We start from the raw sequence: 20,262 nt of genomic DNA, 5'->3' as shown, positions 1-20,262 counted from the left end.
CGATCGGAAGTGCCTCCATTTCACCCGATCGGAGCGGGGTGGCGTGGTTCAGCCCAGGGCGGTCAACCGGCCCACGGCGAGCAGGGCGGTGGAGCTGAGACGCTCGGCCAGGGCATTGGTGGACGCTTCATAGACATCGATCGCCAGCCGGGGCCAGAAGCCAATGGCCAGGGTGGGCACCAGCAGGGTCAGACCGATCAGCAGTTCGCGCGGGCGCATGTCACCCACGACTGCCAGTGCCGGAATCCGGGGGCCGAAAAACACCCGGCGGCAGAGGCTGAGCAGGTACACGGGCGTCAGCACCAGACCGATGGCCGCCAGCACGATCGTGATCACGCGGAAGCCGATGGTGAAACCGTCGTTGGCGGTCACGCCGAGAAACACCGTGATCTCACTGACAAAGCCGCTCATGCCAGGCAGAGCCAGCGAGGCGAGGGAGCTGGCCAGGAAGAAGGCGAAGGTGATCGGCAGGGCCTTGGCCAGGCCGCCCATGTTGGGGATCGACAGGGTTTCGGTGCGCTCGTAGAACACACCGGTGACAAAGAACATGGCGGCGGCGATCAGGCCATGGCTGATCATCTGCAGCATGGCCCCACTGAGCCCGAGGACGTCGATCGCGCCGATTCCCAGCAGCACGAAGCCCATGTGGCTCACGGAGCTGCAGGCGATGCGACGTTTCACGTTGTCTTGAGCGAAGGCGTTCAGCGCCCCGTAAATGATGTTGACGATGCCCAGCACGATCAGGGCTGGCGCCAGCTGCAGGTGGATCTCCGGCAGCATTTGCACGTTGAAGCGCAGCAGGGCATAACCGCCCATCTTCAGCAGCACCCCCGCCAGCAGCATCGACACCGGTGCGTTGGCTTCGCCGTGGGCGTCGGGCAGCCAGGTGTGCAGCGGGAACATCGGCAATTTCACGCCAAAGCCCACCAGGAAGCCCAGATAGCAGATCAGGCCGAAGGTGCCTCCAGGGGAGCGGGTGGAGAGCTCCGAGAGGTTGAAGGTGAAGGTGTCGCCAGAGAGGGCCAGGGCCAGGCCGCTGAGCAGGATCAGCAGGGAAGCTGTGGCGGTGTAGAGGATGAACTTGGTGGCCGCGTATTGGCGTTGCTTGCCTCCCCAGATGGCGATCAGCAGGTAAACCGGCACCAGCTCCAGTTCCCAGGCCAGGAAGAAGAGCAGGAAGTCTTGGGAGAGAAACACCAGGCCCTGGGCCGAGGCCTGCACCAGCATCAAACCGAAGTAGAGCCGGGTTTTGCGCTGGATGTTCCAGCTGGCCGCAACCGAGAGCAGCGTGACCACGCCGGAGAGGAGCACCAGAGGCGCCGAGAGGCCATCGGCCGCCAGGGACCACTCCAAGCTAAGGGCTGGCACCCAGCTGACCCGCTCCACCAGTTGCAGGCCACTGACAGAGCCGTCGTAATGCTGGCTGAAGCAAACCAGCATCAGAGCCAGGTCGACCCCCAGGGCCCCGAGGGCCAGGGTGCGCGGCCATTTCGGATCGCTGCCGTCTCCTGGCAGCAGGGGCATCAACAGGGCGACCGCCGCCGGGAGCAGCACGATCAGGCTCAACCAAGGAAACGCGCTGTCCCCGGTCGGCAGGGCAGGGCTGGACGCGGCGAGCAGGGGCAGGTTGGCGTCCATCACGGCCCGGTTGCAGATCTGGTGATTCCCAGGGCAGGACCGATATCGGACCCAATTGGAATCCGCACGAATCTATCAGCCGCCCCAGGACTGTTGAGTAGATATACCTAGATTGCTGGATTCAGCTGGAGGCTCCAGCCGGTTGATCGGGCAGCGCCTCCCAGCGGCTCCCCTCCTGCTGGATGGGCAACACTTCGGAGCGAGACTCCACGCCGGCCTGGTGCCAGGCCCGAACCATTGCCGTGCTTACCGCTTCGGCCACGGGCTTGGGGCAGAGGGCCAGCAGGCTGGGGCCGGCGCCGCTGATCACGCAGCCCCAGGCGCCGGCGGCCAGAGCCGCTTCCCGCACAGCCTTGCCGCCATGGATCAGACCCCAGCGGTAAGGCTCATGCAAGCGGTCGTGCATGCCATCGGTGATCAGGTCGCCGTTGCCGGTGCGCAGCCCCTGCAGCAGCAGTGTCAGCGATCCCAGGTTGATCACCGCATCACCCACTGGAATCGACTTGGGCATGGCACGGCGGGCTTCGCTGGTGGTGAGCCGGATGGCGGGGATCGCCACCACGGCCTGCACCTCCGGCGACCACTCGCAACGCACCACCCGCCAGCGGTGGGAGGCAGCCTTGGCGGTCATGCACAGCCCGCCCACGAGGGATGGCACCACGTTGTCGGGATGGCCTTCGATATCGATGGCCAGTTCCAGCAGCTTCTCGCGGCTGAGGGGCTCGCCCACCAAGGCGTTGGCACCGATCAGGCCAGCCACAATTGCGGTGGCGCTGCTGCCCAGGCCCCGGGCCGGTGGCACGGCCAAGCGCACCCGGGCCTCGAGGGCCACCGGCTCCTCACCGGCCTCCTTCCACACCCGTTGGGCGGAGCGATACACCAGGTTGTCGGGCCCCCCGCGTAGGTGGGCGCCCTCGCTGCCTTCGATGATCAGATCGAAGCGCTCACTGCCACCCTCGATGCAGCGCATCTGGAAAACGTTGTCGAGATCAAGAGCCGCTCCAAGGCAGTCAAAGCCAGGGCCCACATTGGCTGTGGTGGCTGGAACGTGAACCACAACCCCTTGGCCGACCCGGGGGCGCACCATGCAACAACGTCTGCTCGACCCAGTGTCTCAGGCCGCCCAATCTCAGGCCACCAGCATGCGCGCTCGGCAGGCGGCGCTGAACTGGCCGATCGCGGGATCAAGCACGGCCGTGATCGGCATGTCGGCCAGCACGGCAGCGAGGCGTCCCTTGCGCAGAAAGGCCTCCGTGAAACCGGGCGACTGGAGGGCTTCCAGCAGTTTTGCGGCGGTACCGCCGGCCAGCCAAACCCCGCCGCGGCTGAGGCCGGCCAGGGCGAGATCGCCGCAGACGCAGCCATAACAGCTGATCCAGAGCGCCAAGGCTTCGCTGGCCAGGGCATCGCCCCGGGCGGCGGCTGCGGCCACTGCCGCTGGTAAGGCGTCTCCATCCACCAAGGCGCTGAGGGGATGGCCGGCGTCCGGGTGGCGACTGGCCAGCAACCAGCGCGCCACCTCGCCGAGCCCCGTGCCACTCACCACCCGCTCAATCGACACCCGCTCCAGACCGCGTTCAGCGGCCAGCCACTGCTTGAGCTCCCACTCCGCCTGGTTGCGGGGGGCAAATTCTCCATGGGCGGCTTCGCTGGCCATGGCGACCAGGCCTGTGGGCGTGGGCACCCCGTAGGCCACTCCCAGCCCCGTTCCCGCCCCCAACACCAGCAGCGGCGCTTCGGGCCGGGGCCGCCCCGAACGGATCGGGGCCTGCTGGTGCTCGGCGAGATGGGGCAACCCGTAGATCAGAACAGCGAAATCATTGACCAGCGCGACCTGGCCGATCCCGGTTGCGCTCGCTAGCCGTGCCTCGTCCAGCTGCCAGCTGAGGTTGGTGAGCTGGGCTTGCCCACCCTCCACTGGCCCGGCCACCGCCAGGCAGGCCGCTGCCGGGGGCTGGTGGGATCCGGCAGCCAGGAAGGCACGCACCATTGGCGCCAGATCGTCCCAGTCGGCCGATGGATAGCGCTGGCTGCGCAGCAGGGTCAGGTTGCCTTGCGCCCCCAGCTCGTAGAGCGCCAAAAGGGTTTTGGTGCCACCGATGTCACCGGCCAGCAGGGTGGTCATGGCTGTGCGCTGAGCCCCAGCCCCGCGGCGCGGTGGGCATTGGCACCCGTCGCGGCCGCGAGCAGATCGGCCACGGCCACGCTGCCCAGATCGCCATCGCGGCGGCTGCGCAGGCTCACCTGGCCGCTATCGGCCTCTTTGGCGCCGATCACCGCCAGCACAGGGATCTTCATCTGCTCGCCGTTGCGGATCAGCTTGCCGAGGCGATCGCCGGAGTGGTCGATCCTGGCGCGCACGCCCGCGGCGTTGAGCTGGCCGAGGAGCTCCTCGGCGTAGGGCATCACCTCATCGGTGACCGGCAGCAGCCGGATCTGCTCGGGGGCCAGCCAGAAGGGGAAATCGCCGGCGTAGTTCTCGGTCATGATCCCGAAGAACCGCTCCAGCGAGCCGAAGATGGCGCGGTGGATCATGATCGGCCGCTGGCGGGTGCCATCGGCGGCCACGTACTCCAGCGCGAAGCGCTCCGGCAGGTTGAAGTCCAGCTGGATCGTGGAGCACTGCCACATCCGGCCGATGGCGTCTTCGATTTTGAGGTCGATCTTGGGGCCGTAGAAGGCGCCGCCGCCCTCGTCGATCTTGTAGGCCCAGCCCTTGCGGTTCAGCGCCTCGATGAGGCCCTGGGTGGCCAACTCCCACACGGCGTCCTCGCCGATCGATTTCTCCGGCCGGGTGGAGAGGTTGATCTCGTAATTGCGGAAATCGAAGGTGCTGAGGATCTGCTCGGTGAGATCGAGGATGCGCAGGATCTCATCGCTGATCTGCTCCGGCAGGCAGAACACGTGGGCGTCGTCCTGGGTGAAGCCGCGCACCCGCATCAGCCCGTGCATCACGCCGGGGCGTTCGTAGCGATACACGGTGCCCAGCTCGGCCCAGCGGATCGGTAGCTCCCGGTAGCTGCGCAGGGTGCTGGCGTAGGTGAGCACGTGGAACGGGCAGTTCATCGGCTTGAGCTGGTATTGGCGCTCATCCACCTGCATCGGGCCAAACATGCTCTCGGCGTAGAAGTCGAGGTGGCCGGAGGTCTTCCACAGGCTGATGTCGGCCACGTGGGGCGTGTACAGAAGCTCGTAGCCCGCTTTGAAGTGCAGATCCCGCCAGAGCTCTTCGATCAGCAGGCGCATGCGGGCACCGCGCGGATGCCAGAACACCAGGCCAGCGCCGGCCTCATCCTCGATCGAGAACAGGTCTAGATCGGTGCCCAGGCGCCGATGGTCGCGGCGTAGGGCTTCCTCCTTGCGGCGCTTGTGTTCGGCCAGCTGCTCAGGGGTTTCCCAGGCGGTGCCGTAGATGCGTTGCAGCTGGGCCTTGGTTTCATCGCCGCGCCAGTAGGCGCCCGCCACACTTTCGAGCTCAAACGCCTTGGCGTTCAGTTCGCTGGTGTTGGCCACGTGGGGACCGGCGCAGAGGTCCCACCACTCCTCGCCGAGGGTATAGAGGGTGATGGGCTCCTGGATGCCCGCAAGAATCTCGAGTTTGTAGGGCTCGTTCTGGGCCTGGATCCGGCTCTCGGCCTCGGCCCGACTCACCTCGATCCGCTCGAGCGGCAGCTTCTTGTTGATGATCCGGATCATCTCCTTCTTGATCGCCTTGAGGTCGGCTTCGGTGAAGGGATCAGGGCTGTCGAAGTCGTAATAGAAGCCGCTCTCGGTCCAGGGGCCGATGGTCACCTGGGCCTTCGGGAAGAGCTTCTGCACCGCCATGGCCATCACGTGGCTCATCGAGTGGCGGATGCGCAGCAGCAGCTCGCTCTCGCTGGTTTTGGGCAGGGCGATCGGTGCGGGCTCGGCGCTGCAGGTGGTCACGGGCACGGGCACAGATCGGGCATCGATCAAGGGCGAGGGACGATCCTACGCAGCGCTCCTAGGCTGAATAGATGGGTTCCTCCTCTCCCCCTCCAGCCCCGGAATCATCTGGGGTACTGCTTGATCAGCTGCTGGGTTCCCTGCTGGGCGACTTCAGCACCTGGTTTGAGCGCGGGCTGGTGCTGCTCGACCACTGCCCCGAGACGGTGATGCCTGAGGAGCAGCAACATGAGCTGCGAGACCGGCTGGAGCTGGCCCGCAAAGAGCTCTCGGCTGCCAGCAGCCTGCGCCAGGCTGCCCCCATCCCGATGGCCCTGGAAATGGAGACCCTGGCGCCTTGGCACAAGCTGGTGCTCACGGTGTGGAACCTGTCGGCCAGCCTGCGGATGCAGGGCGTGCCCCTGCCGGAGATGGAGTGGCCCGCCGGATTGCCCCTGCCAGGGGCCCCTGGATCCAGATTCTCTGAGGAGCCGTCGCAGTAGAGATGCGGAGCTCGCGACGGCTGCTCAGCGCGGAGCAACGCAATCTGGCCCTGGCTTATGGCCTCTGGGCCCTTGGTTTCTTGGGTGTGTGTGGCTTGCACCGGTTTTACAACCGCAAGCCCCTCAGCGGTGTCCTCTGGCTGCTCACCTTCGGCTTCTGCTTTGTGGGTCAGCTGGTGGATCTCTGGCTGATGCCGGAGTTGGTGCAGCAGGCCAATGCGTCCCTGCTGCTGCGGGGCGGTCCGCCATCGGTGGAGCGCCAGCTGGTGCAACTGGCCCGCCGCAGCGGTGAAGCCGGTTTCACCCTCAACGACGCCCTCCTGGAGATGGACCTGCCTCTGGGCGTGGAGAGTCGTGAGGTGCGTGAGGAAATCGAACGCTTGCTGCATGCCCAGCTGCTCGATGTGGCCAACGACCCGCGGGGGCGGGTGATCTACCGCGAGCCGTGAGCGTGCGCCGTCCCATGCTGGTGCGCGCCGCCGGGATCGCGGCTGCCACCACGGTTCTCGCACTGGCGACCAGGGCCGGTGACGGCCGCGCCCTGTCCCTGGGGCTGTGGCGTTGCCCGGTGCGTCAGCTCACTGGAATTCCCTGCCCCACCTGCTATCTGACGCGGTCGGTGCTCGCCACCCTGCAGGGCGACCTGACTCAGGCGCTGCATTGGCATGCCTTCGGGCCGCTGCTTGTGGCGCTGACCGTGGTGTTGGGTGTCTGGGTGGGCTTGGGCGGCGGCTTATCTCGGCGCCCGCTGCTCCAGGGAGCCGTCGTGTTGGCGGCGCTGGCGGTTGGCTACTGGTTGCTGCGGCTCTGGGGCTGGAGCCATGGCCAGCCTTTGCCGCCTTGACGTGGCTTTCGGTTTTCGGCTCAACCCAGCTGTTGCCTGGCCCGCTGCAGGGCTGTGGCGTAGAAGGCGATCAACTCCTGACGGCTTTTCACCGGTTGGCCGTAGTAGCTGCCGCCGTGGCTGGCGGGTAGGGAGGCCCACTCCCGTGACAACTGGGCCAGCGCGGTCCCGCCCAGGCCCGAGCGGTCCACGGCTGCCAGGGCTCCGCGCCGTTCCACCAAATACAGGGCGGCTTGGTCCTGGTTGGGGGCGCTGAAATCCTGCAGCGCCAACTTGCGCGAGGCCTCACGCCAGGTGGCCGGCAGAAACTGGTAAGCCCCAGCGGCGGCACTGGTGTAGCGGCGGCGCACGGTGATCTCAGGGTGCCGCTCAAGGCTGCTGAACAAACCACCGCCGTAGAGCACCCGGTAGCCCTCGGAACTGCCGCCCTTCCAGGTGCCCTCGGAGTAGCGGATCGTGTCGAGTAGGGCCCGGCGCTGCGGCGTGATCGTGTAGGCGGCTGGGGCTGCCGTTTGGGGCGGTGCCGGCAGGGGAAGGGTCAGCAGCAGGGCGGCTCCGCAGAGGGGCCCGGAGCCCAGCAGCTGCTCCAGGGATCGGAGGGCGGGGTGCTGGGTGTTGGGCCGGGAGGGTGCTCTCGACAGACGGGTGCATCGCGATTGGCTTGACCCTGATGGCCAGGCGGCCCCGGCGACCACCCCCCAGGGGCGAGGGGTAGACAAGTGGGACGCAGTGTGCAGCGAATGCTGCGTCCTGCTGGGTCTCAGTCGCGATCCCTGCGAGTCACTGGTCTTGTTTGGGTCTCGGTTGAACGCATTCGGGCGTGGCTCCCAGTTGGCCCTGCTTCCTGGATTGATCAGCTGCGCTGATCAATCCAGCCGCCATGGTTCAGGTTGAGCTCAGCTACGCGGCAGGAAGCCCAGGGCCTGGCGGACCCGCTCCAGGGTTTCGTTGGCCACGGCTGCGGCCTTGGCCTCCCCCTCCCGCAACACGGCTGCCACGGCACCGTTGTCCTGGCGCCACTGCGTGTAGCGCTCCTGCACCGGGCGCAGCGCTTCAACGGTGGCTTCGGCCAACAGCGGCTTGAAGCTGCCCCAGCCCATGGCGGCGCACTCCTGGGTGGCCTGATCGCGGGTCTTGCCAGCCATCAGGGCGTAGAGGCCCAGCAGGTTGTCCGCTTCCGGTCGCTCGGGATTGCCAAACTCCAAACCCATGGTGGGGTCGGTTTTGGCCCGTTTGATCTTCTTGGTGATCAGCTCGGGTGGATCGAGCAGGCTGATCCGTGATCCCTCGTTGGGATCGCTCTTGCTCATCTTGGCGGTGCCATCGGTGAGGCTCATCACCCGGGCCCCCTCGCGCAGGATCAGGGGTTCGGGCACCTTGAGCACCGGGATCGGATCGCCACTGGTATCCCGCGGAGCAAAACGGGCGTTGATGCGCTGTTGGGCGATGTCGCGGGCCAGCTCCAGGTGCTGCTTCTGGTCTTCGCCCACCGGCACCAGATCGGCGTCGTACAGCAGGATGTCGGCGGCCATGAGCACCGGGTAATCCAGCAGACCCACCGATACCTGGTCGCCCTGTTTGATCGCCTTCTCCTTGAACTGAATCATCCGCTCCAGCCAATTGAGCGGGGTGACGCAATTCAGCAGCCAGGCCAGCTCGCTATGGGCAGCGACGTGGCTTTGCACGAACACCGTGGCGCGCTGGGGGTCAATGCCACAGGCCAAATACAGGGCTGCGGTCGTGAGAGTGTCCTCCGCCAGCCGTGCCGGGTCGTGGGGCACCGTGATCGCGTGCAGGTCGACCACGCAGAAGTAGGTGTCGTGGCTGTCCTGCAGGTCCACCCAGTTGCGGATGGCCCCCAGCCAGTTGCCGAGGTGCAAGGCCCCGGTGGGTTGAACCCCGGACAGAACCCTCGGCCGTGGCATGGGTCTCAGCTCTCGGTGCTGGTGTCGCCAGACGCGCTGACGGGTGCGTCCTCGGCAGCTTCGACGACAGGTTCGGCGTCGGTTTCTGCGACAGCTTCAACCACCTCGGGCGCCGGGGCCGGCGGCTTGCTGGGCCGGGCAAAGGGATCGATCCGGGGCGCGCGATCCTGACGGTCGCCACGCCCTTCACCCGATCCGGGTCGGCGGTCGCCGCGGGGACGATCACCGCGGGCGCCTTCGCCACGAGGCCCATCGCCACGGTTGCCTGCCTGGGCCCGTTGTTGGGCCACGAGCTCATCGAGTTGGCCGTCTTCGAGCAGTTGGGCCACGGTGCGGATCGCCAAGCCAAGGGCCGCCACCGTGGAGCGCAGGCCAAAGCTGTCTTGGATCGCCCTGGCAGCGCGCATTTCGTTGTCGCTCAGCCGGATGCGGAATCCGCCGGGTTCCCGGTTTCCGGGCGGGCGGCCCCCACTGGGACGTCCCCCCCGGTCGTCGCGGGGTTGGGAGGAGGTGGTGTCGTCGGCCATGGCCGCAGCCTTTGCAGTCAGGCGCAAGTGTGCCGCATCGGCTGGCCCAGGGGTGCCAGCCAGTGCAGCCTGTGGGCCTCCCGTTGGCCGCCGCGGGCGAGCACGATCAGCGGCAGGGCCCGCGTCACACCGGGCTCGCACTGACGCCGGTACGTCTCCAGGAATTGCAGATAGGTCTGCAGAGTCCAACCGTGGTTGCCCCGGTCTTGGTGGTCCCAAAAGCGGCGCAGGGCGTCCTGGCAGGCCGGCTGGCCGAATTCCTGCCAGCAGCGCACCTGGGCAGACCAGGCCGGCTGGCCGGCATCGATCCAGGCGCGGTAGCGCACCAGCTCGGGGGCTTCGCCGCTGGCATCCGGTGGCAGCACTGCGGCCAGCTGTTCCACAGGCACCCGTTGCAGCCGCAGCCAGCAGCGCTCGAGCAGGGCAACCGGCAAGGATCCGCTCCAGCCCTGGGCAGCCTGGAGCTCAGCGCTCCAGGTTTCCACCAGCACCCGCTGCCGAAAGGTCAGTGCCTCGAGCAGCTCAGCCATGGGTTCCCTTGAAGGTGATCGCCGCACTGGCGTATTCACGCGGTTCGAGGTGAATGGTGCAGCGCACCCTGCCGAACTGGGCCTCCAGGTGCTCCTCCACCAGCTCTGTGATCCGGTGGGCCGTGGCCAGGTCCGTCGCATCCACCACCATGTGCATGTCGATGAACACCTGCTGGCCCAAGACGCCCCGGCTGGCGATGTCATGGCAGTTGAGCACCCCTGGCACGTTCATGGCCACTTGGTGGATCGCTTCGGGGGCGATGGCGATCTGGTCCACCAACTGGGGCAGGTTGGAGCGAAGCACCCTCCAGCACACCCGCACCAGCAGCAGGCAGAGGGGGATGGCCAGGGCGACATCCAGCCAGTTGAGCTTCAGCCACACCGCCCCACTCAGACCCACCAGCACCACAACAGTGGTCCAGATGTCACTGCTGGTGTGGGTCGCATCGGCTGTGAGCAAGGCGCTGCCAAGCCGCCGGCCTTCCCCGCGCTCATAGGCGGCCAACAGGATGTTGAAACCCAGCACCAGCAGCAACACCACCAGCTCCTGGCCCTCCAGCCGCAGGGGCTGAAGACCACCCCGCAGGCGCTCGACGGCGGTTTGGAGAATTTCAAAGGCGGTGAACAGGATGAAGGCCGCAATCGCCAGCGCCCCGATGGCCTCGTACTTGTGGTGCCCGTAAGGATGGTCGCGGTCGGGTTCGGGATCCGACAGGCCATTGGTCAGCAGACCAAGCAGGCTGGAGAAACCGTCGGTGGCGCTGTGCATCGCATCAGCAAGGATCGCCACCGATCCTGTGAACAGGCCGAGCAAAACTTTCAACAGCGTCATGCTGACGTTGACCACCAAGGCCACCAGCAGCACGCGTTTCACCTGTTGGCGGTGGTCCTGCTGCGCCGCCGGCTGCCGTTGCATCCTGTCGCGGTTGTCGCTCAACCCTGGAGCCGCCAAGACACGAACCCAATTTAGTGACTTTTGGCGGAGGCGCCGCGTTCCAAGCTGAGCTAGAGATGCACCAATTCGTCCAGCGCCGTTGCCCCCGCCGGTGATCCTCCCCGAGCTTGCTGGTCTGACTGCGGCCCGCCAGGCCATTCCCGCTCCCTTAAGGCCCTGGCTCCCGGCGATTGGCCTGGGGCTGGGTGGCTGGGTGGCCACCGATGCCTTGCTGCGGCTCAGCCATCTGCCCCTTTCGCCTGGATTCACCCTGGCGGGGCTGGCACTGGCTGCTTGGTGGCTGCGACGCCCCCGCCCGATTGGACCCACTGCCACCGATGTTCCAGGCTGGCTGGAACGGCTGGAGCAGCTGCAGGTTCAGTTTGCCCAGCTGGAGGAAGAGGCGGCTGAGGCGCCCCAGCTGCGGGCCACCCAGCTGGCCGCGTTACGGGAAGAGATTTCACGGCCGGGCCTGATGTTGGCCCTGGTGGGCACCCAGCCCCCGGGGGTGGACCTTCAGCCTGCGCTGGTGGAGGCCCTGCGTGGGCCCGAATCCTTGCTGCTGCATTGGGCCCATCCGCTGCCCGCCTGGAGTGCGGCCTGGTCGTGGCCGCCGTTGTTTGAGGCCTGTGATGGCTTGATCCATCACCTGCGCACGCCCCTCTCCGCCGCCGATCTGCGCTGGCTGGAAGCCCTGCCCAGCGGCCAGCCGGCCTGGTTGCTGGTGGATCGCGGCAACCAGACCCAGGATCCGCTGGCCGCCGAGCTGGAATCCCAGCTGGGGCCTGAATTGGCCCAGCGCCTGTTGTTCTGGGATGGACAACCCCAGAGCCTGGCGGGGAGCCTCGCCCCCTTGGCGCGGCAGCTGGCCAGCACCGCCCCGGCCCTGCGTCGGGGCCGCCAGCTGCGCCGGTTGCAGCAGCTCCATGGTCGTTGGCAGAGCGATCTGGAGCGGCTGCGCCGCCAGCATTTCCTGCCGCTGCAGCGCCGCACCCAGTGGCTGGTGGCTGCCGGAGTGGTGGCGGCACCCCTGCCGAGCCTCGATCTGTTGGTGCTGGCGGTGGCCAACGGGCTGATGCTGCGGGACATGGCCCGGATCTGGAACTGCCCCTGGACCCTGGAGCAGTTGCGGGCGGCTGCCACCGAACTGGCCAAGGCCTCCCTTGCCCTGGGGGTGGTCGAGTGGAGCAGCCAGGCCTTGGCTGGGGTGGTCAAGTGGCACGGCGCCACCTGGCTTGTGGGCGGGGCGATGCAGGCCCTCAGTGCCGCTTACCTCACCAGGGTGGTAGCCCGTGCCATGGCCGACATGCTCGCCCTCTCTGTTGGCGTACCTGAACCGGATCTGGCTGCCATCCAACGCCAGGCGCCCCTGCTGGTGTCCCGAGCTGCGGAGGCGGAAAAGCTCGATTGGGCGGCGTTCCTTGAGCAGGCACGCCAGTGGCTGCGCAGCCAGTCAGCCGCGGGTCTGCCCGCCGCTGGGGTATGACGCCGTTGCTCGACCTGGATCAGCGGGTGGTTTTTGCCTTCTCGCTCACCCTGGCGGCAGGATTGTGCACGGGGCTGGGCAGCCTGCTGGGGCTGGTGTCGCGGCGGTTCAGCCCCCGGGTGCTCACCCTGTCGCTGAGCTTCTCTGCCGGCGTGATGATCTACGTCTCCTTCGTGGAGATCTTTCCCAAGGCCCGGGAGTCATTGGCGCTGGGGCTGGGGCCGGCCGCGGGCTACGCCGCCACCGTGCTGGCTTTTTTCGCCGGCATGTTGCTGATTGCCCTGATCGACAACGCCCTGCCCACCCACAACTTGGCGCTCACGGATGGGGAACAGTCCGGCGTGCAGTCGCAAACCCTGTTGCGCACGGGTCTTTTTTCAGCGCTGGCGATTGCCATTCACAACTTTCCCGAGGGTCTGGCCACTTTTGTGGGGGCCCTCTCCAGTCCTCGCCTGGGCATTGGCATCGCCATTGCCATCGCGATCCACAACATTCCCGAGGGGCTGGCGATCTCCGCGCCTGTGTATTTCGCCACCGGCAGCCGTCGCAAGGCCTTCTGGGTGTCGTTTGCGTCGGGCCTGGCGGAGCCGATTGGCGCCGCGGTGGGGTACCTGTTTCTGCGCTCCTACCTCACTGAAACGGTGATGGGTCTGGTGTTCGCCAGTGTGGCTGGGCTGATGGTGTACATCTGCCTCGATGAGCTGCTGCCGGCCGCCCAGCGCACCGGTGCCCACCATCACCTGATGATTGCTGGAGTGACGGCGGGGATGGTGGTGATGAGCATCTCTCTGGTGTTGCTGGCCTGAGGTGAAAGCCCTTCCTGCCGACCACACCGCCCAGCAGCGCTGGCCCTGGTGGCCCCTGCTGCCGCTCTACCCCTACGGCCGCCGCCGCACCTTGGTGCGCGAGCTGATCCCTGATCAGATCTGGAGCCTCGAGCAGCTGCAGGGGGTGTTTTATGTGGCGGTGCCGATCCGCATGACGGTGGTGCGGTTGCGCCGCGGGTTGATGCTCTACGCCCCGCTGCCACCCACCGGTGAGGTGCGCGCGGCCCTGGCTGAGTTGGAGGCCCGCTATGGGCCCGTGTGCACGATCGTGCTGCCCACCAGCTCGGGCCTGGAGCACAAGCTGCCCCTGCCGGCCTTGGCGCGGGCCTTCCCGGAGGCCCAGGTGTGGGTGACCCCCCGGCAATGGAGCTTTCCCCTGCAGCTACCCCTCAGCTGGCTGGGCTTTCCAGCTCAGCGCACTCGGGTGCTGTTTGAGCAGGGGCTTCCCCATGCCGATGAACTGCGTTGGATCCCCCTGGGTCCGCTGGATCTGGGCCTGGGCACCTTCATGGAAGCGGCTTGCTTGCATCGCGCCAGCGGCAGCCTGCTGGTTACCGATGCCCTGGTGGCGATCAGCGCGGAGCCGCCCGAGCTGTTTGCCGCCGATCCAAGCCCCTTGCTCTTCCACGCCCGGGAGCGGGGTGACGACCCCCTGCTCGATACCCCTGAGCGACGCCGTCGCGGTTGGCAGCGCCTGGTGCTGTTTGCCTCCTACCTGCGCCCAGAGCCGCTGCAGGTGCCCGGCTGGCGGGAGCTGCTCTCCGGTCTGCTGGCCCCGGGTGTGCGGCAGCGCCGCGCCTATTTCGGCCTTTACCCCTTCCGCTGGCAGCAACACTGGCAGGCGGAATTCCGGCGGTTGGTGCCTGGCCCGGACTCGGCACTCCTGGTGGCGCCGGTGCTGGAGCGGTTGGTGTTCCCGCGCTGCCAGGCGGCCCTGCTGAGCTGGATCCGGGCGTTGGCGGCCCATCCGGAGTTGCGCTGGCTGGTGCCGGCCCACTACGACGCGCCGGTGCCCTGCAGTCCTGAGCGGCTCATCGCCCTGGCTGATGAGCTCGAGGGGCGGCCCTGGGCTCCGGAAAGCGGCAGCTGGGCCTATCTCGCTGGTATCGATCGCGCGTTGTTGCGGCTTGGGCTGGTGCCGAATCAGCCCCTGCAGCCCGAAGCGATGGAGCCAGGCCCTACGGACTCAGGCCCTTCGGAGTCAGACCGTTCGGAATCCGATGAGGAGCGGCTCAGAGCCTAAGTTCGCCTGGATCGGCGTCGAGTCCCGAATCCAGATCGCCACAGCCCAGCAAGCTGGTGTCGAGCTCCATACGCTGCTCCATCTGGCGCAGGAAGTAACCGGTCATCATGGCGGAGGCCAGCAGGCCAGCCAGGTTGTCGCGGTTGGTCTGGATTTTCACTTCAAACTGCTCGCCGGGAAGCATGCCCAGCAGGCCTTGCACGTTGTGGCGAATGATGTCCTGAATGTCGCCGCTGGCCGAGCGCGCCACCCGTTGCAGCACATCCGGAGATTGCTCCTGGAGGTACTGGATCAGCGAGTTGCCGCTGATCGCTTCGTTGTCGGTGGTCAGGAACTCCGGGTTGAACATCGCCGGTGTGCGCTGCGTCCGAATTGCACCCTACCCCAGCTCTTCCGCTGCACCAGGGGGGTGGCCCAGGAGGGAGAACCGTAACCAGCCCATACGGTTGAGCGGCCAGTAGCGCAGCACCGCCGTGCCGATCAATGCCTCCCGGGGCAGGGGGCCCCACAGGTGGGAATCCAGGCTGGCATTGCGGTTGTCGCCCAACACCAGCAGGTGATCCGGCGGCACCGTCAAGGGCTCCAGGTGGTAGTTCATCGGTTCGGCCGACCAATCCATCGAGGCCGGAGCACCGTTGCGCCAGAGCACCCCCTCGCGCACCTCCACCTGGTCGCCGGCTTCGGCGACCACCCGCTTGATCAGGGCGGCATTGGGGTCGTAGCCCGCCTCGAGCAGGGCCGGCGGCGGGTGGAAGACCACCACGGAGCCAATGGGCACGGGGCGATGCAGGCGCGCCCGCAGCTTCTCCACCAACACCCGGTCCTGCAGTTGCAGCGTCGGCAGCATGGAGCCGGAGGGAATCCAGCGAGGTTCGAGCACCGCCCAGCGCAGCACCAGAGCCAGCACCACCCAAGCCAGCACGGGAAAAACCTGACGGCGCAGGGCCTGCAACAGGCCGTTGGTGCTGCTCGAATGGTTGGGCGGCGTTGGGGCCAAGGGCGCAAGGGAGGATGGTTGCTCCATCCTGTACGGCCCCGGCGTGGAGTTGGCCCGTCGCAATCTGGAGGCGGCGCTGCTGCTGCTTGGGGCCCTGATGGCCCGGGGGCTCAGCCATGCCGTGCTCTGCCCCGGCAGTCGCTCCGGCGCCCTCGCCATGGCGGCAGGGGTGCTGGAGGGCCGGGGGCTGATCCTGCACACCGCCGTGGATGAGCGCTCCGCTGCCTTTTTTGCCCTGGGCCTTGGCCGGGCCTCGGGCCGGGCGGCTGCGGTGATCACCACCTCGGGCACGGCCGTCGCCAACCTGCTGCCGCCGGCGGTGGAGGCCGACTACGGCACCATTCCGCTGCTGCTGATCACGGCGGATCGGCCCGATCGCCTCAAGGGCTGCGGCGCCAATCAGACCGTCAATCAAGAGTGCTTCCTGGCGGCAAGTGTGCGTTGGCTGGGGCAGGGGGATGGCTCTGGCCTGGCCGCCATGGCCGATGGCGCGATCATCCAGTTGGCGGAAGCAGCCCTGCTGGCGACGGTGGCGCCTGGCCAACCCCCTGGGCCCGTGCACCTCAATCTCCCCTTCGAGGAGCCCCTCCACGCCGATGGCCCCGCCCTGCTGGAGGCAGCTGATGGCTTGGAATGGACCCAGTGCATTGGGCCCGAGTCGCGAGGGCCGGCGGCAGCTCCCCCATGCCCAGATGGGGGGATGCCGCGCCCCGATCCGGATCGTCCCGGTGTGGTGGTGGCCGGGCCCTGGCGCGGCCTGCCCCAGCATTGGGATGCCCATGTGGAGGCGCTGCTTCGCTGGCAACGGCGCACGGGCTGGCCGGTGCTGGCCGATGGTCTGAGCGGTCTGCGCGGCTTGGCGGATCTCGATCTGGTGGCCGGTTACGACCTGCTGCTGGATGGGGAGGATGTCAGCTTCCAGGCTCCCCAGGTGCTGCGCCTGGGGCCCCTACCGGCAAGCCGCCGCGTGCAGCGCTGGCTCGCCGGCCTGGACGCGCAGCATTGGCTGGTGAGTGAGGGCGATCCGCGCGGCCTTGATCCCCTGGGCACCGCCTGCCACCAGAGCGCGGCAGGTTTGGCCGGTTGGATCGCCAGCTGGCCCCACACCACCTGGCGGGGGCAGCCAAGCTCTGCGGCCCTGCGGTTGGCCGCTGCTTGGCGTCAGCGGGAGGACGTCCTTCAGGCGAGGTTGAGCGCGGCCCTGCCCCCCGGCAGCCCGGGGGAGCCGGCGCTGGCGCGGGCACTGGGGAATCTGCTTCCGGCCGGACTGCCACTGGTGATTGCTAACAGCAGCCCGGTGCGCGACTGGGAAACTTTTGGCGACCCGGCTGCCCCAGCCAGGCCGGTTTACGGCTTCCGGGGCGCCTCCGGCATCGACGGCACCCTGTCGATCGCCTGCGGGGTGGCGGAAGCCTTGGGCCAGGCGGTGCTGCTCACCGGGGATCTGGCCCTGCTGCACGACAGCCATGGCTGGCTGTGGCGCCAGCAGTTGCACGGTCGCCTCACCGTGATCCTGATCAACAACGATGGCGGCGGCATCTTCGAGCAGCTGCCGATCCGCACCACGCCTGCCCAGGCCCTCGATTTTGAGCGGCTGTTCGCCATGCCCCAGCCGGTGGATGCCCTGGAGTTGGCGGCGGTTCATGGGGTGCCGGGGCGGCGAGTGGAGGCCGCTTCCGATTGGGAGCTCCAGCTGGCCTGGGCCCTGCAGCAGCCGTTGGCGCTGTTGGAGTGGGTCAGTGATCGGCGCGTCGATGCGGGCCGGCGGCAGGAGCTGCGCAGAATGGCCGCCGTTCCCGAGCTGCAGCCGTGACGGCCTCCTCCATCCCCTCGGCGCCGGTGGCCTGGCAACCCGCGGGCTCCTACGAGGACATCCTGTTTGACCTCTGTGAGGAGGGCATCGCCCGCATCACGATCAACCGGCCCCACAAGCGCAACGCCTTCCGGCCGCGCACCGTGCAGGAGCTGTGCGATGCCTTTTCGCGGGTTCGCGACAATCCCCGCGTCGGTGTGGTGCTGTTCACCGGGGCTGGCCCCGCCCCCGATGGCGGTTGGGCGTTCTGCGCTGGCGGCGACCAGAGCGTGCGCGGCGATGGCGGTTACGTCGACGAGTCGGGCCTGCCCCGGCTCAACGTGCTCGACCTGCAGCGGCTGATCCGCAGCCTGCCCAAGGTGGTGATCGCCCTGGTGGCTGGTTACGCCATCGGCGGCGGGCAGGTGCTGCACCTCCTTTGCGACCTGAGCCTGGCGGCTGAGAACGCCGTGTTTGGCCAGACCGGGCCCCGAGTGGGCAGCTTCGACGGGGGCTTTGGTGCGGGGTATCTGGCCCGGGTGGTGGGCCAGCGCAAGGCCCGCGAGATCTGGTTCCTCTGCCGCCAGTACGGCGCCCAGCAGGCCCTGGAGATGGGGCTGGTGAATGCGGTGGTGCCCCTGGCGGAGCTAGAGGCCGAGGGGGTGCGCTGGGCGCGGGAGGTGCTCCAGCACAGCCCCACGGCGATTCGCTGCCTCAAGGCCGCCTTCAATGCCGAAACCGATGGCTTGGCCGGTATTCAGGAGCTGGCCGGCCAGGCCACCCACCTCTTCTACCGAACGGCAGAGGGGCAGGAGGGCCGCAATGCCTTCCTGGAGAAGCGCTCTCCTGATTTTTCTGACGCTCCCTGGTTACCTTGAGGATCAAACAGGGGCTGGTCGAGGCGAGGGATCGACGGTGGCGATGGAGTGGTGGCGATGCGGTTGCTAGGCAAGGCCCTTGGCTTTGGGCTCCTGTTGGTGACAGCTGGCATGCCTGGCCGGGCTGCCCCCAACCCTCCGGCTGCCGCGATCAGCTCCCCGCCTGCTGCTGCCGATCGCTATCTCGTGCTGGATCGACGTCAGCGCCGCTTGACGGTGTTTGAGGGGGGGCAGGAACGGCGCCTCTTTCCGGTTGGAGTCGGCCGTCCCGGCTGGGAGACTCCCGTGGGCCAGTTTTCGGTGATTGAACTGGCGGTGGATCCCACCTGGGAGCACCCAGCCACCGGTCGCCGCATCCCGCCGGGCCCTGCCAATCCCCTCGGCAGCCGCTGGATCGGCTTCCATCGCGATTGCAACGGCCGCGTTGGTTTCAACGGCACGGAGCACCTGGTTGTGAAGGGCTGCGTCAGTGCGGGCTTCCATGGCACCCCCCAGCGCGACAGCGTCGGCCGGGCCGTGTCCCACGGCTGCGTGCGCCTGCTGGATGAACATGTGCGCGAGTTGTTCGAGCTGGTGCAACTCGGCACCCCCGTGACGGTGCTGCCCTAGCGGCGCCCGTAGAGTTGCGCCCACCTCGGTGCACCAGGTATGCGGATCTTGTTTGCGGCGGCCGAATGCGCGCCGATGATCAAGGTTGGCGGCATGGGAGACGTCGTTGGATCGTTGCCGCCGGCCCTCGCTGCCCTGGGCCACGACGTGCGCATCATCCTGCCGGGTTACGGAAAGCTGTGGTCGAAGCTGCAGGTGTCGCCCGAGCCGATCTGGCGCGGCCACACGATGGGCAACGACTTCGCCGTTTTTGAGGCGCGCCACCCCACCAATGGCCTCACCCTGTATCTGGTGGGCCATCCGGTGTTTGATCCGGAGCGCATCTACGGCGGAGAAGACGAGGACTGGCGCTTCACGTTCTTTGCCAGTGCCACCGCTGAATTCTGCTGGCATCACTGGAAGCCCCAGGTGCTGCATTGCCATGACTGGCACACCGGCATGTTGCCGGTCTGGATGCATCAGGATCCGGAGATCAGCACCGTGTTCACCATCCACAACCTGAAATACCAGGGGCCGTGGCGCTGGAAACTCGATCGCATCACCTGGTGTCCCTGGTACATGCAGGGGGACCACACGATGGCGGCGGCCCTGCTCTACGCCGATCGCGTCAATGCGGTGTCGCCCACCTATGCCATGGAGATCCGAACGCCCCAGTACGGCGAGCATCTCGATGGTCTGCTGAATTTCATCAGCGGCAAGCTGCGTGGCATCGTCAACGGCATCGACACCGAAGACTGGAATCCAGCCGTTGATGCCACCCTGCCGGCTCGGTTCTCGGCCAACGATCTGGCCCCCCGGGCTGTCAACAAACAGGCCCTGCAGGAGCGTTTCGGGCTGGCGGTGAATCCCCGTTCCTACCTGCTGGGGATGGTGAGCCGACTGGTGGATCAGAAGGGCGTCGATCTGCTGCTGCAGGTGGCCGATCGGGTGCTGGCCTACACCGACAGCCAGATCGTGGTGCTGGGCACGGGCGATCGCACCTATGAAAGTGGGCTGTGGCAGATGGCGTCGCGCCATCCCGGTCGCTTCGCCGTGTTCCTCACCTACGACGATGCCCTCTCCCGGCTGATCTACGCCGGCAGCGACGCCTTCCTGATGCCCAGCCGCTTCGAGCCCTGCGGCATCAGCCAGATGCTGGCCATGCGTTACGGCTCGATCCCGGTGGTGCGGATGGTGGGCGGCCTGGTCGACACCGTGCCCCCCAACGACCCGCTTGCTGGTAGCGGCACCGGCTACGGCTTCGACCGTTACGAGCCGATCGACTTCTACACGGCGATCGTGCGCTCCTGGGAGGCCTACCGCAACCAGGCCAGCTGGCAGGACCTGCAGCGCCGGGCCATGGCCGTGGATTTCAGTTGGGCCCGCTCGGCCCTGGCCTATGACGCCATGTACCGCGATGTCTGTGGGGTCAAGGAACCGACGCCCGAGGCGTCCGATGTAGAGCGCTTCTCCCAGGGTCAGGATGCCGACCCCAGCCGCCGCGGCCTGGCGTCCCTGCTGAAGCGCCGTTGAATCCTCTCCGGTGACGCCCCCTCGTGACGCGCCCTTAGACGCCGTCAGCCCTTCGAAGGACCCTGCGCCCTATCCAGCTCCCTACGAGGAACCGTGGGGGCGCCTGGCGGG

Annotated in this window: 21 protein-coding genes; 10 read left to right on the top strand and 11 right to left on the bottom strand. The window is 67.4% G+C overall.

The features are described 5' to 3' along the window. Positions 1-48 precede the first annotated feature (48 nt). From KBY57_RS02100 to thrS, 4 genes are all read right to left on the bottom strand, one after another. The gene (locus tag KBY57_RS02100) at positions 49-1,638 is read right to left on the bottom strand and encodes an NAD(P)H-quinone oxidoreductase subunit 4 (RefSeq protein ID WP_254994213.1); all 1,590 of its coding nucleotides are present in this window, start codon (positions 1,636-1,638) and stop codon (positions 49-51) included. 121 nt (positions 1,639-1,759) lie between these two features. Beyond that, positions 1,760-2,725 carry a homoserine kinase gene (thrB, locus tag KBY57_RS02095; protein ID WP_254994212.1) on the bottom strand — a complete coding sequence of 322 codons (966 nt, stop codon included), beginning with the start codon at positions 2,723-2,725 and terminating at the stop codon, positions 1,760-1,762. 42 nt (positions 2,726-2,767) lie between these two features. Further along, positions 2,768-3,763, bottom strand: coding sequence for a glucokinase (glk, locus tag KBY57_RS02090; RefSeq protein ID WP_254994211.1), 996 nt, complete (start codon positions 3,761-3,763; stop codon positions 2,768-2,770). Further along, entirely contained in the window at positions 3,760-5,481 is a 1,722-nt protein-coding gene (gene thrS / locus KBY57_RS02085) for a threonine--tRNA ligase (protein ID WP_254994267.1), read from the bottom strand. The genes glk and thrS overlap by 4 nt, the downstream gene beginning before the upstream one ends. Positions 5,482-5,636: 155 nt before the next feature. Between thrS and KBY57_RS02080 the strand changes: the two genes are divergently transcribed. Genes KBY57_RS02080 through KBY57_RS02070 form a run of 3 tightly spaced genes read left to right on the top strand, consistent with a single transcriptional unit; the run spans position 5,637 to position 6,891 of the window. Then, a complete protein-coding gene (locus KBY57_RS02080; RefSeq protein WP_254994210.1) occupies positions 5,637-6,047 on the top strand; it encodes a DUF2605 family protein in 411 nt (136 codons plus the stop codon). Between the two features lie 2 nt (positions 6,048-6,049). Further along, entirely contained in the window at positions 6,050-6,496 is a 447-nt protein-coding gene (locus KBY57_RS02075) for a TM2 domain-containing protein (RefSeq protein WP_254994209.1), read from the top strand. Continuing rightward, positions 6,493-6,891 (top strand): DUF2752 domain-containing protein, encoded by a 399-nt coding sequence (locus KBY57_RS02070; protein ID WP_254994208.1) that lies wholly within the window; start codon positions 6,493-6,495, stop codon positions 6,889-6,891. The genes KBY57_RS02075 and KBY57_RS02070 overlap by 4 nt, the downstream gene beginning before the upstream one ends. Positions 6,892-6,911: 20 nt before the next feature. Here KBY57_RS02070 and KBY57_RS02065 read toward each other — a convergent pair whose 3' ends face one another. From KBY57_RS02065 to KBY57_RS02045, 5 genes are all read right to left on the bottom strand, one after another. Then, entirely contained in the window at positions 6,912-7,610 is a 699-nt protein-coding gene (locus KBY57_RS02065; protein WP_254994207.1) for a glycoside hydrolase family 104 protein, read from the bottom strand. Between the two features lie 177 nt (positions 7,611-7,787). Then, positions 7,788-8,816: a tryptophan--tRNA ligase gene (gene trpS / locus KBY57_RS02060; RefSeq protein WP_254994206.1), complete on the bottom strand. Its 1,029-nt coding sequence runs from the start codon at positions 8,814-8,816 to the stop codon at positions 7,788-7,790. 5 nt (positions 8,817-8,821) lie between these two features. Next, on the bottom strand, positions 8,822-9,343 hold the full coding sequence (locus KBY57_RS02055) for a hypothetical protein (RefSeq protein WP_254994205.1): 522 nt from the start codon (positions 9,341-9,343) through the stop codon (positions 8,822-8,824). A gap of 17 nt (positions 9,344-9,360) precedes the next feature. Further along, the gene (locus KBY57_RS02050) at positions 9,361-9,873 is read right to left on the bottom strand and encodes a hypothetical protein (protein ID WP_254994204.1); all 513 of its coding nucleotides are present in this window, start codon (positions 9,871-9,873) and stop codon (positions 9,361-9,363) included. Continuing rightward, positions 9,866-10,789 (bottom strand): cation diffusion facilitator family transporter, encoded by a 924-nt coding sequence (locus KBY57_RS02045; RefSeq protein ID WP_254994266.1) that lies wholly within the window; start codon positions 10,787-10,789, stop codon positions 9,866-9,868. Before KBY57_RS02045 ends, KBY57_RS02050 begins: the two co-directional genes overlap by 8 nt. 118 nt (positions 10,790-10,907) lie before the next feature. On the opposite strand from KBY57_RS02045, the gene KBY57_RS02040 reads away from it, so the two are divergent. The 3 genes from KBY57_RS02040 to KBY57_RS02030 are packed head-to-tail and all read left to right on the top strand — an operon-like array spanning position 10,908 to position 14,363. Next, entirely contained in the window at positions 10,908-12,293 is a 1,386-nt protein-coding gene (locus KBY57_RS02040; RefSeq protein WP_254994203.1) for a YcjF family protein, read from the top strand. Then, positions 12,290-13,099 (top strand): zinc transporter ZupT, encoded by an 810-nt coding sequence (zupT, locus tag KBY57_RS02035; RefSeq protein ID WP_254994202.1) that lies wholly within the window; start codon positions 12,290-12,292, stop codon positions 13,097-13,099. The genes KBY57_RS02040 and zupT overlap by 4 nt, the downstream gene beginning before the upstream one ends. 1 nt (position 13,100) lies before the next feature. After that, on the top strand, positions 13,101-14,363 hold the full coding sequence (locus tag KBY57_RS02030; RefSeq protein WP_254994201.1) for a DUF4336 domain-containing protein: 1,263 nt from the start codon (positions 13,101-13,103) through the stop codon (positions 14,361-14,363). Here the strand turns inward: KBY57_RS02030 and KBY57_RS02025 are convergent. Then, a complete protein-coding gene (locus KBY57_RS02025; protein ID WP_254994200.1) occupies positions 14,353-14,712 on the bottom strand; it encodes a DUF760 domain-containing protein in 360 nt (119 codons plus the stop codon). The genes KBY57_RS02030 and KBY57_RS02025 overlap by 11 nt on opposite strands. Before the next feature lie 30 nt (positions 14,713-14,742). Continuing rightward, complete coding sequence (gene lepB, locus KBY57_RS02020; RefSeq protein ID WP_409996383.1) at positions 14,743-15,360, bottom strand: signal peptidase I; 618 nt, start codon at positions 15,358-15,360, stop codon at positions 14,743-14,745. A 43-nt stretch (positions 15,361-15,403) separates the two neighbouring features. Here lepB and menD point away from each other — a divergent pair, with 43 nt between their 5' ends. The 4 genes from menD to glgA all read left to right on the top strand — a co-directional run bounded on the left by menD (position 15,404) and on the right by glgA (position 20,151). Next, positions 15,404-17,173 carry a 2-succinyl-5-enolpyruvyl-6-hydroxy-3-cyclohexene-1-carboxylic-acid synthase gene (gene menD, locus KBY57_RS02015; RefSeq protein WP_254994199.1) on the top strand — a complete coding sequence of 590 codons (1,770 nt, stop codon included), beginning with the start codon at positions 15,404-15,406 and terminating at the stop codon, positions 17,171-17,173. Then, positions 17,170-18,030: a 1,4-dihydroxy-2-naphthoyl-CoA synthase gene (menB, locus tag KBY57_RS02010; protein WP_254994198.1), complete on the top strand. Its 861-nt coding sequence runs from the start codon at positions 17,170-17,172 to the stop codon at positions 18,028-18,030. The genes menD and menB overlap by 4 nt, the downstream gene beginning before the upstream one ends. 111 nt (positions 18,031-18,141) lie before the next feature. Then, positions 18,142-18,639 carry a L,D-transpeptidase gene (locus KBY57_RS02005; RefSeq protein WP_254994197.1) on the top strand — a complete coding sequence of 166 codons (498 nt, stop codon included), beginning with the start codon at positions 18,142-18,144 and terminating at the stop codon, positions 18,637-18,639. Positions 18,640-18,678: 39 nt separating this feature from the next. After that, complete coding sequence (gene glgA, locus KBY57_RS02000; RefSeq protein ID WP_254994196.1) at positions 18,679-20,151, top strand: glycogen synthase GlgA; 1,473 nt, start codon at positions 18,679-18,681, stop codon at positions 20,149-20,151. Positions 20,152-20,262: the final 111 nt, after the last annotated feature.

It is taken from the genome of Cyanobium sp. Aljojuca 7D2 (assembly GCF_024346415.1).
Taxonomy (GTDB): domain Bacteria; phylum Cyanobacteriota; class Cyanobacteriia; order PCC-6307; family Cyanobiaceae; genus Cyanobium_A.
The sequence above is the reverse complement of the archived record's forward strand: the minus strand, read 5'-3'. Positions and strand labels throughout refer to the sequence as shown.

Bases quoted from the DNA above. Each gene is read 5' to 3' on its own strand.
- KBY57_RS02100 (WP_254994213.1), bottom strand. From the start codon at position 1,638: ATGGACGCCAACCTGCCCCTGCTCGCCGCGTCCAGCCCTGCCCTGCCG.
- KBY57_RS02045 (WP_254994266.1), bottom strand. From the start codon at position 10,789: ATGCAACGGCAGCCGGCGGCGCAGCAGGACCACCGCCAACAGGTGAAA.
- KBY57_RS02050 (WP_254994204.1), bottom strand. From the start codon at position 9,873: ATGGCTGAGCTGCTCGAGGCACTGACCTTTCGGCAGCGGGTGCTGGTG.
- glgA (WP_254994196.1), top strand. From the start codon at position 18,679: ATGCGGATCTTGTTTGCGGCGGCCGAATGCGCGCCGATGATCAAGGTT.
- KBY57_RS02080 (WP_254994210.1), top strand. From the start codon at position 5,637: ATGGGTTCCTCCTCTCCCCCTCCAGCCCCGGAATCATCTGGGGTACTG.
- KBY57_RS02025 (WP_254994200.1), bottom strand. From the start codon at position 14,712: ATGTTCAACCCGGAGTTCCTGACCACCGACAACGAAGCGATCAGCGGC.
- glk (WP_254994211.1), bottom strand. From the start codon at position 3,763: ATGACCACCCTGCTGGCCGGTGACATCGGTGGCACCAAAACCCTTTTG.
- thrB (WP_254994212.1), bottom strand. From the start codon at position 2,725: ATGGTGCGCCCCCGGGTCGGCCAAGGGGTTGTGGTTCACGTTCCAGCC.
- thrS (WP_254994267.1), bottom strand. From the start codon at position 5,481: ATGAGCCACGTGATGGCCATGGCGGTGCAGAAGCTCTTCCCGAAGGCC.
- KBY57_RS02055 (WP_254994205.1), bottom strand. From the start codon at position 9,343: ATGGCCGACGACACCACCTCCTCCCAACCCCGCGACGACCGGGGGGGA.
- zupT (WP_254994202.1), top strand. From the start codon at position 12,290: ATGACGCCGTTGCTCGACCTGGATCAGCGGGTGGTTTTTGCCTTCTCG.
- KBY57_RS02005 (WP_254994197.1), top strand. From the start codon at position 18,142: ATGCCTGGCCGGGCTGCCCCCAACCCTCCGGCTGCCGCGATCAGCTCC.
- trpS (WP_254994206.1), bottom strand. From the start codon at position 8,816: ATGCCACGGCCGAGGGTTCTGTCCGGGGTTCAACCCACCGGGGCCTTG.
- KBY57_RS02075 (WP_254994209.1), top strand. From the start codon at position 6,050: ATGCGGAGCTCGCGACGGCTGCTCAGCGCGGAGCAACGCAATCTGGCC.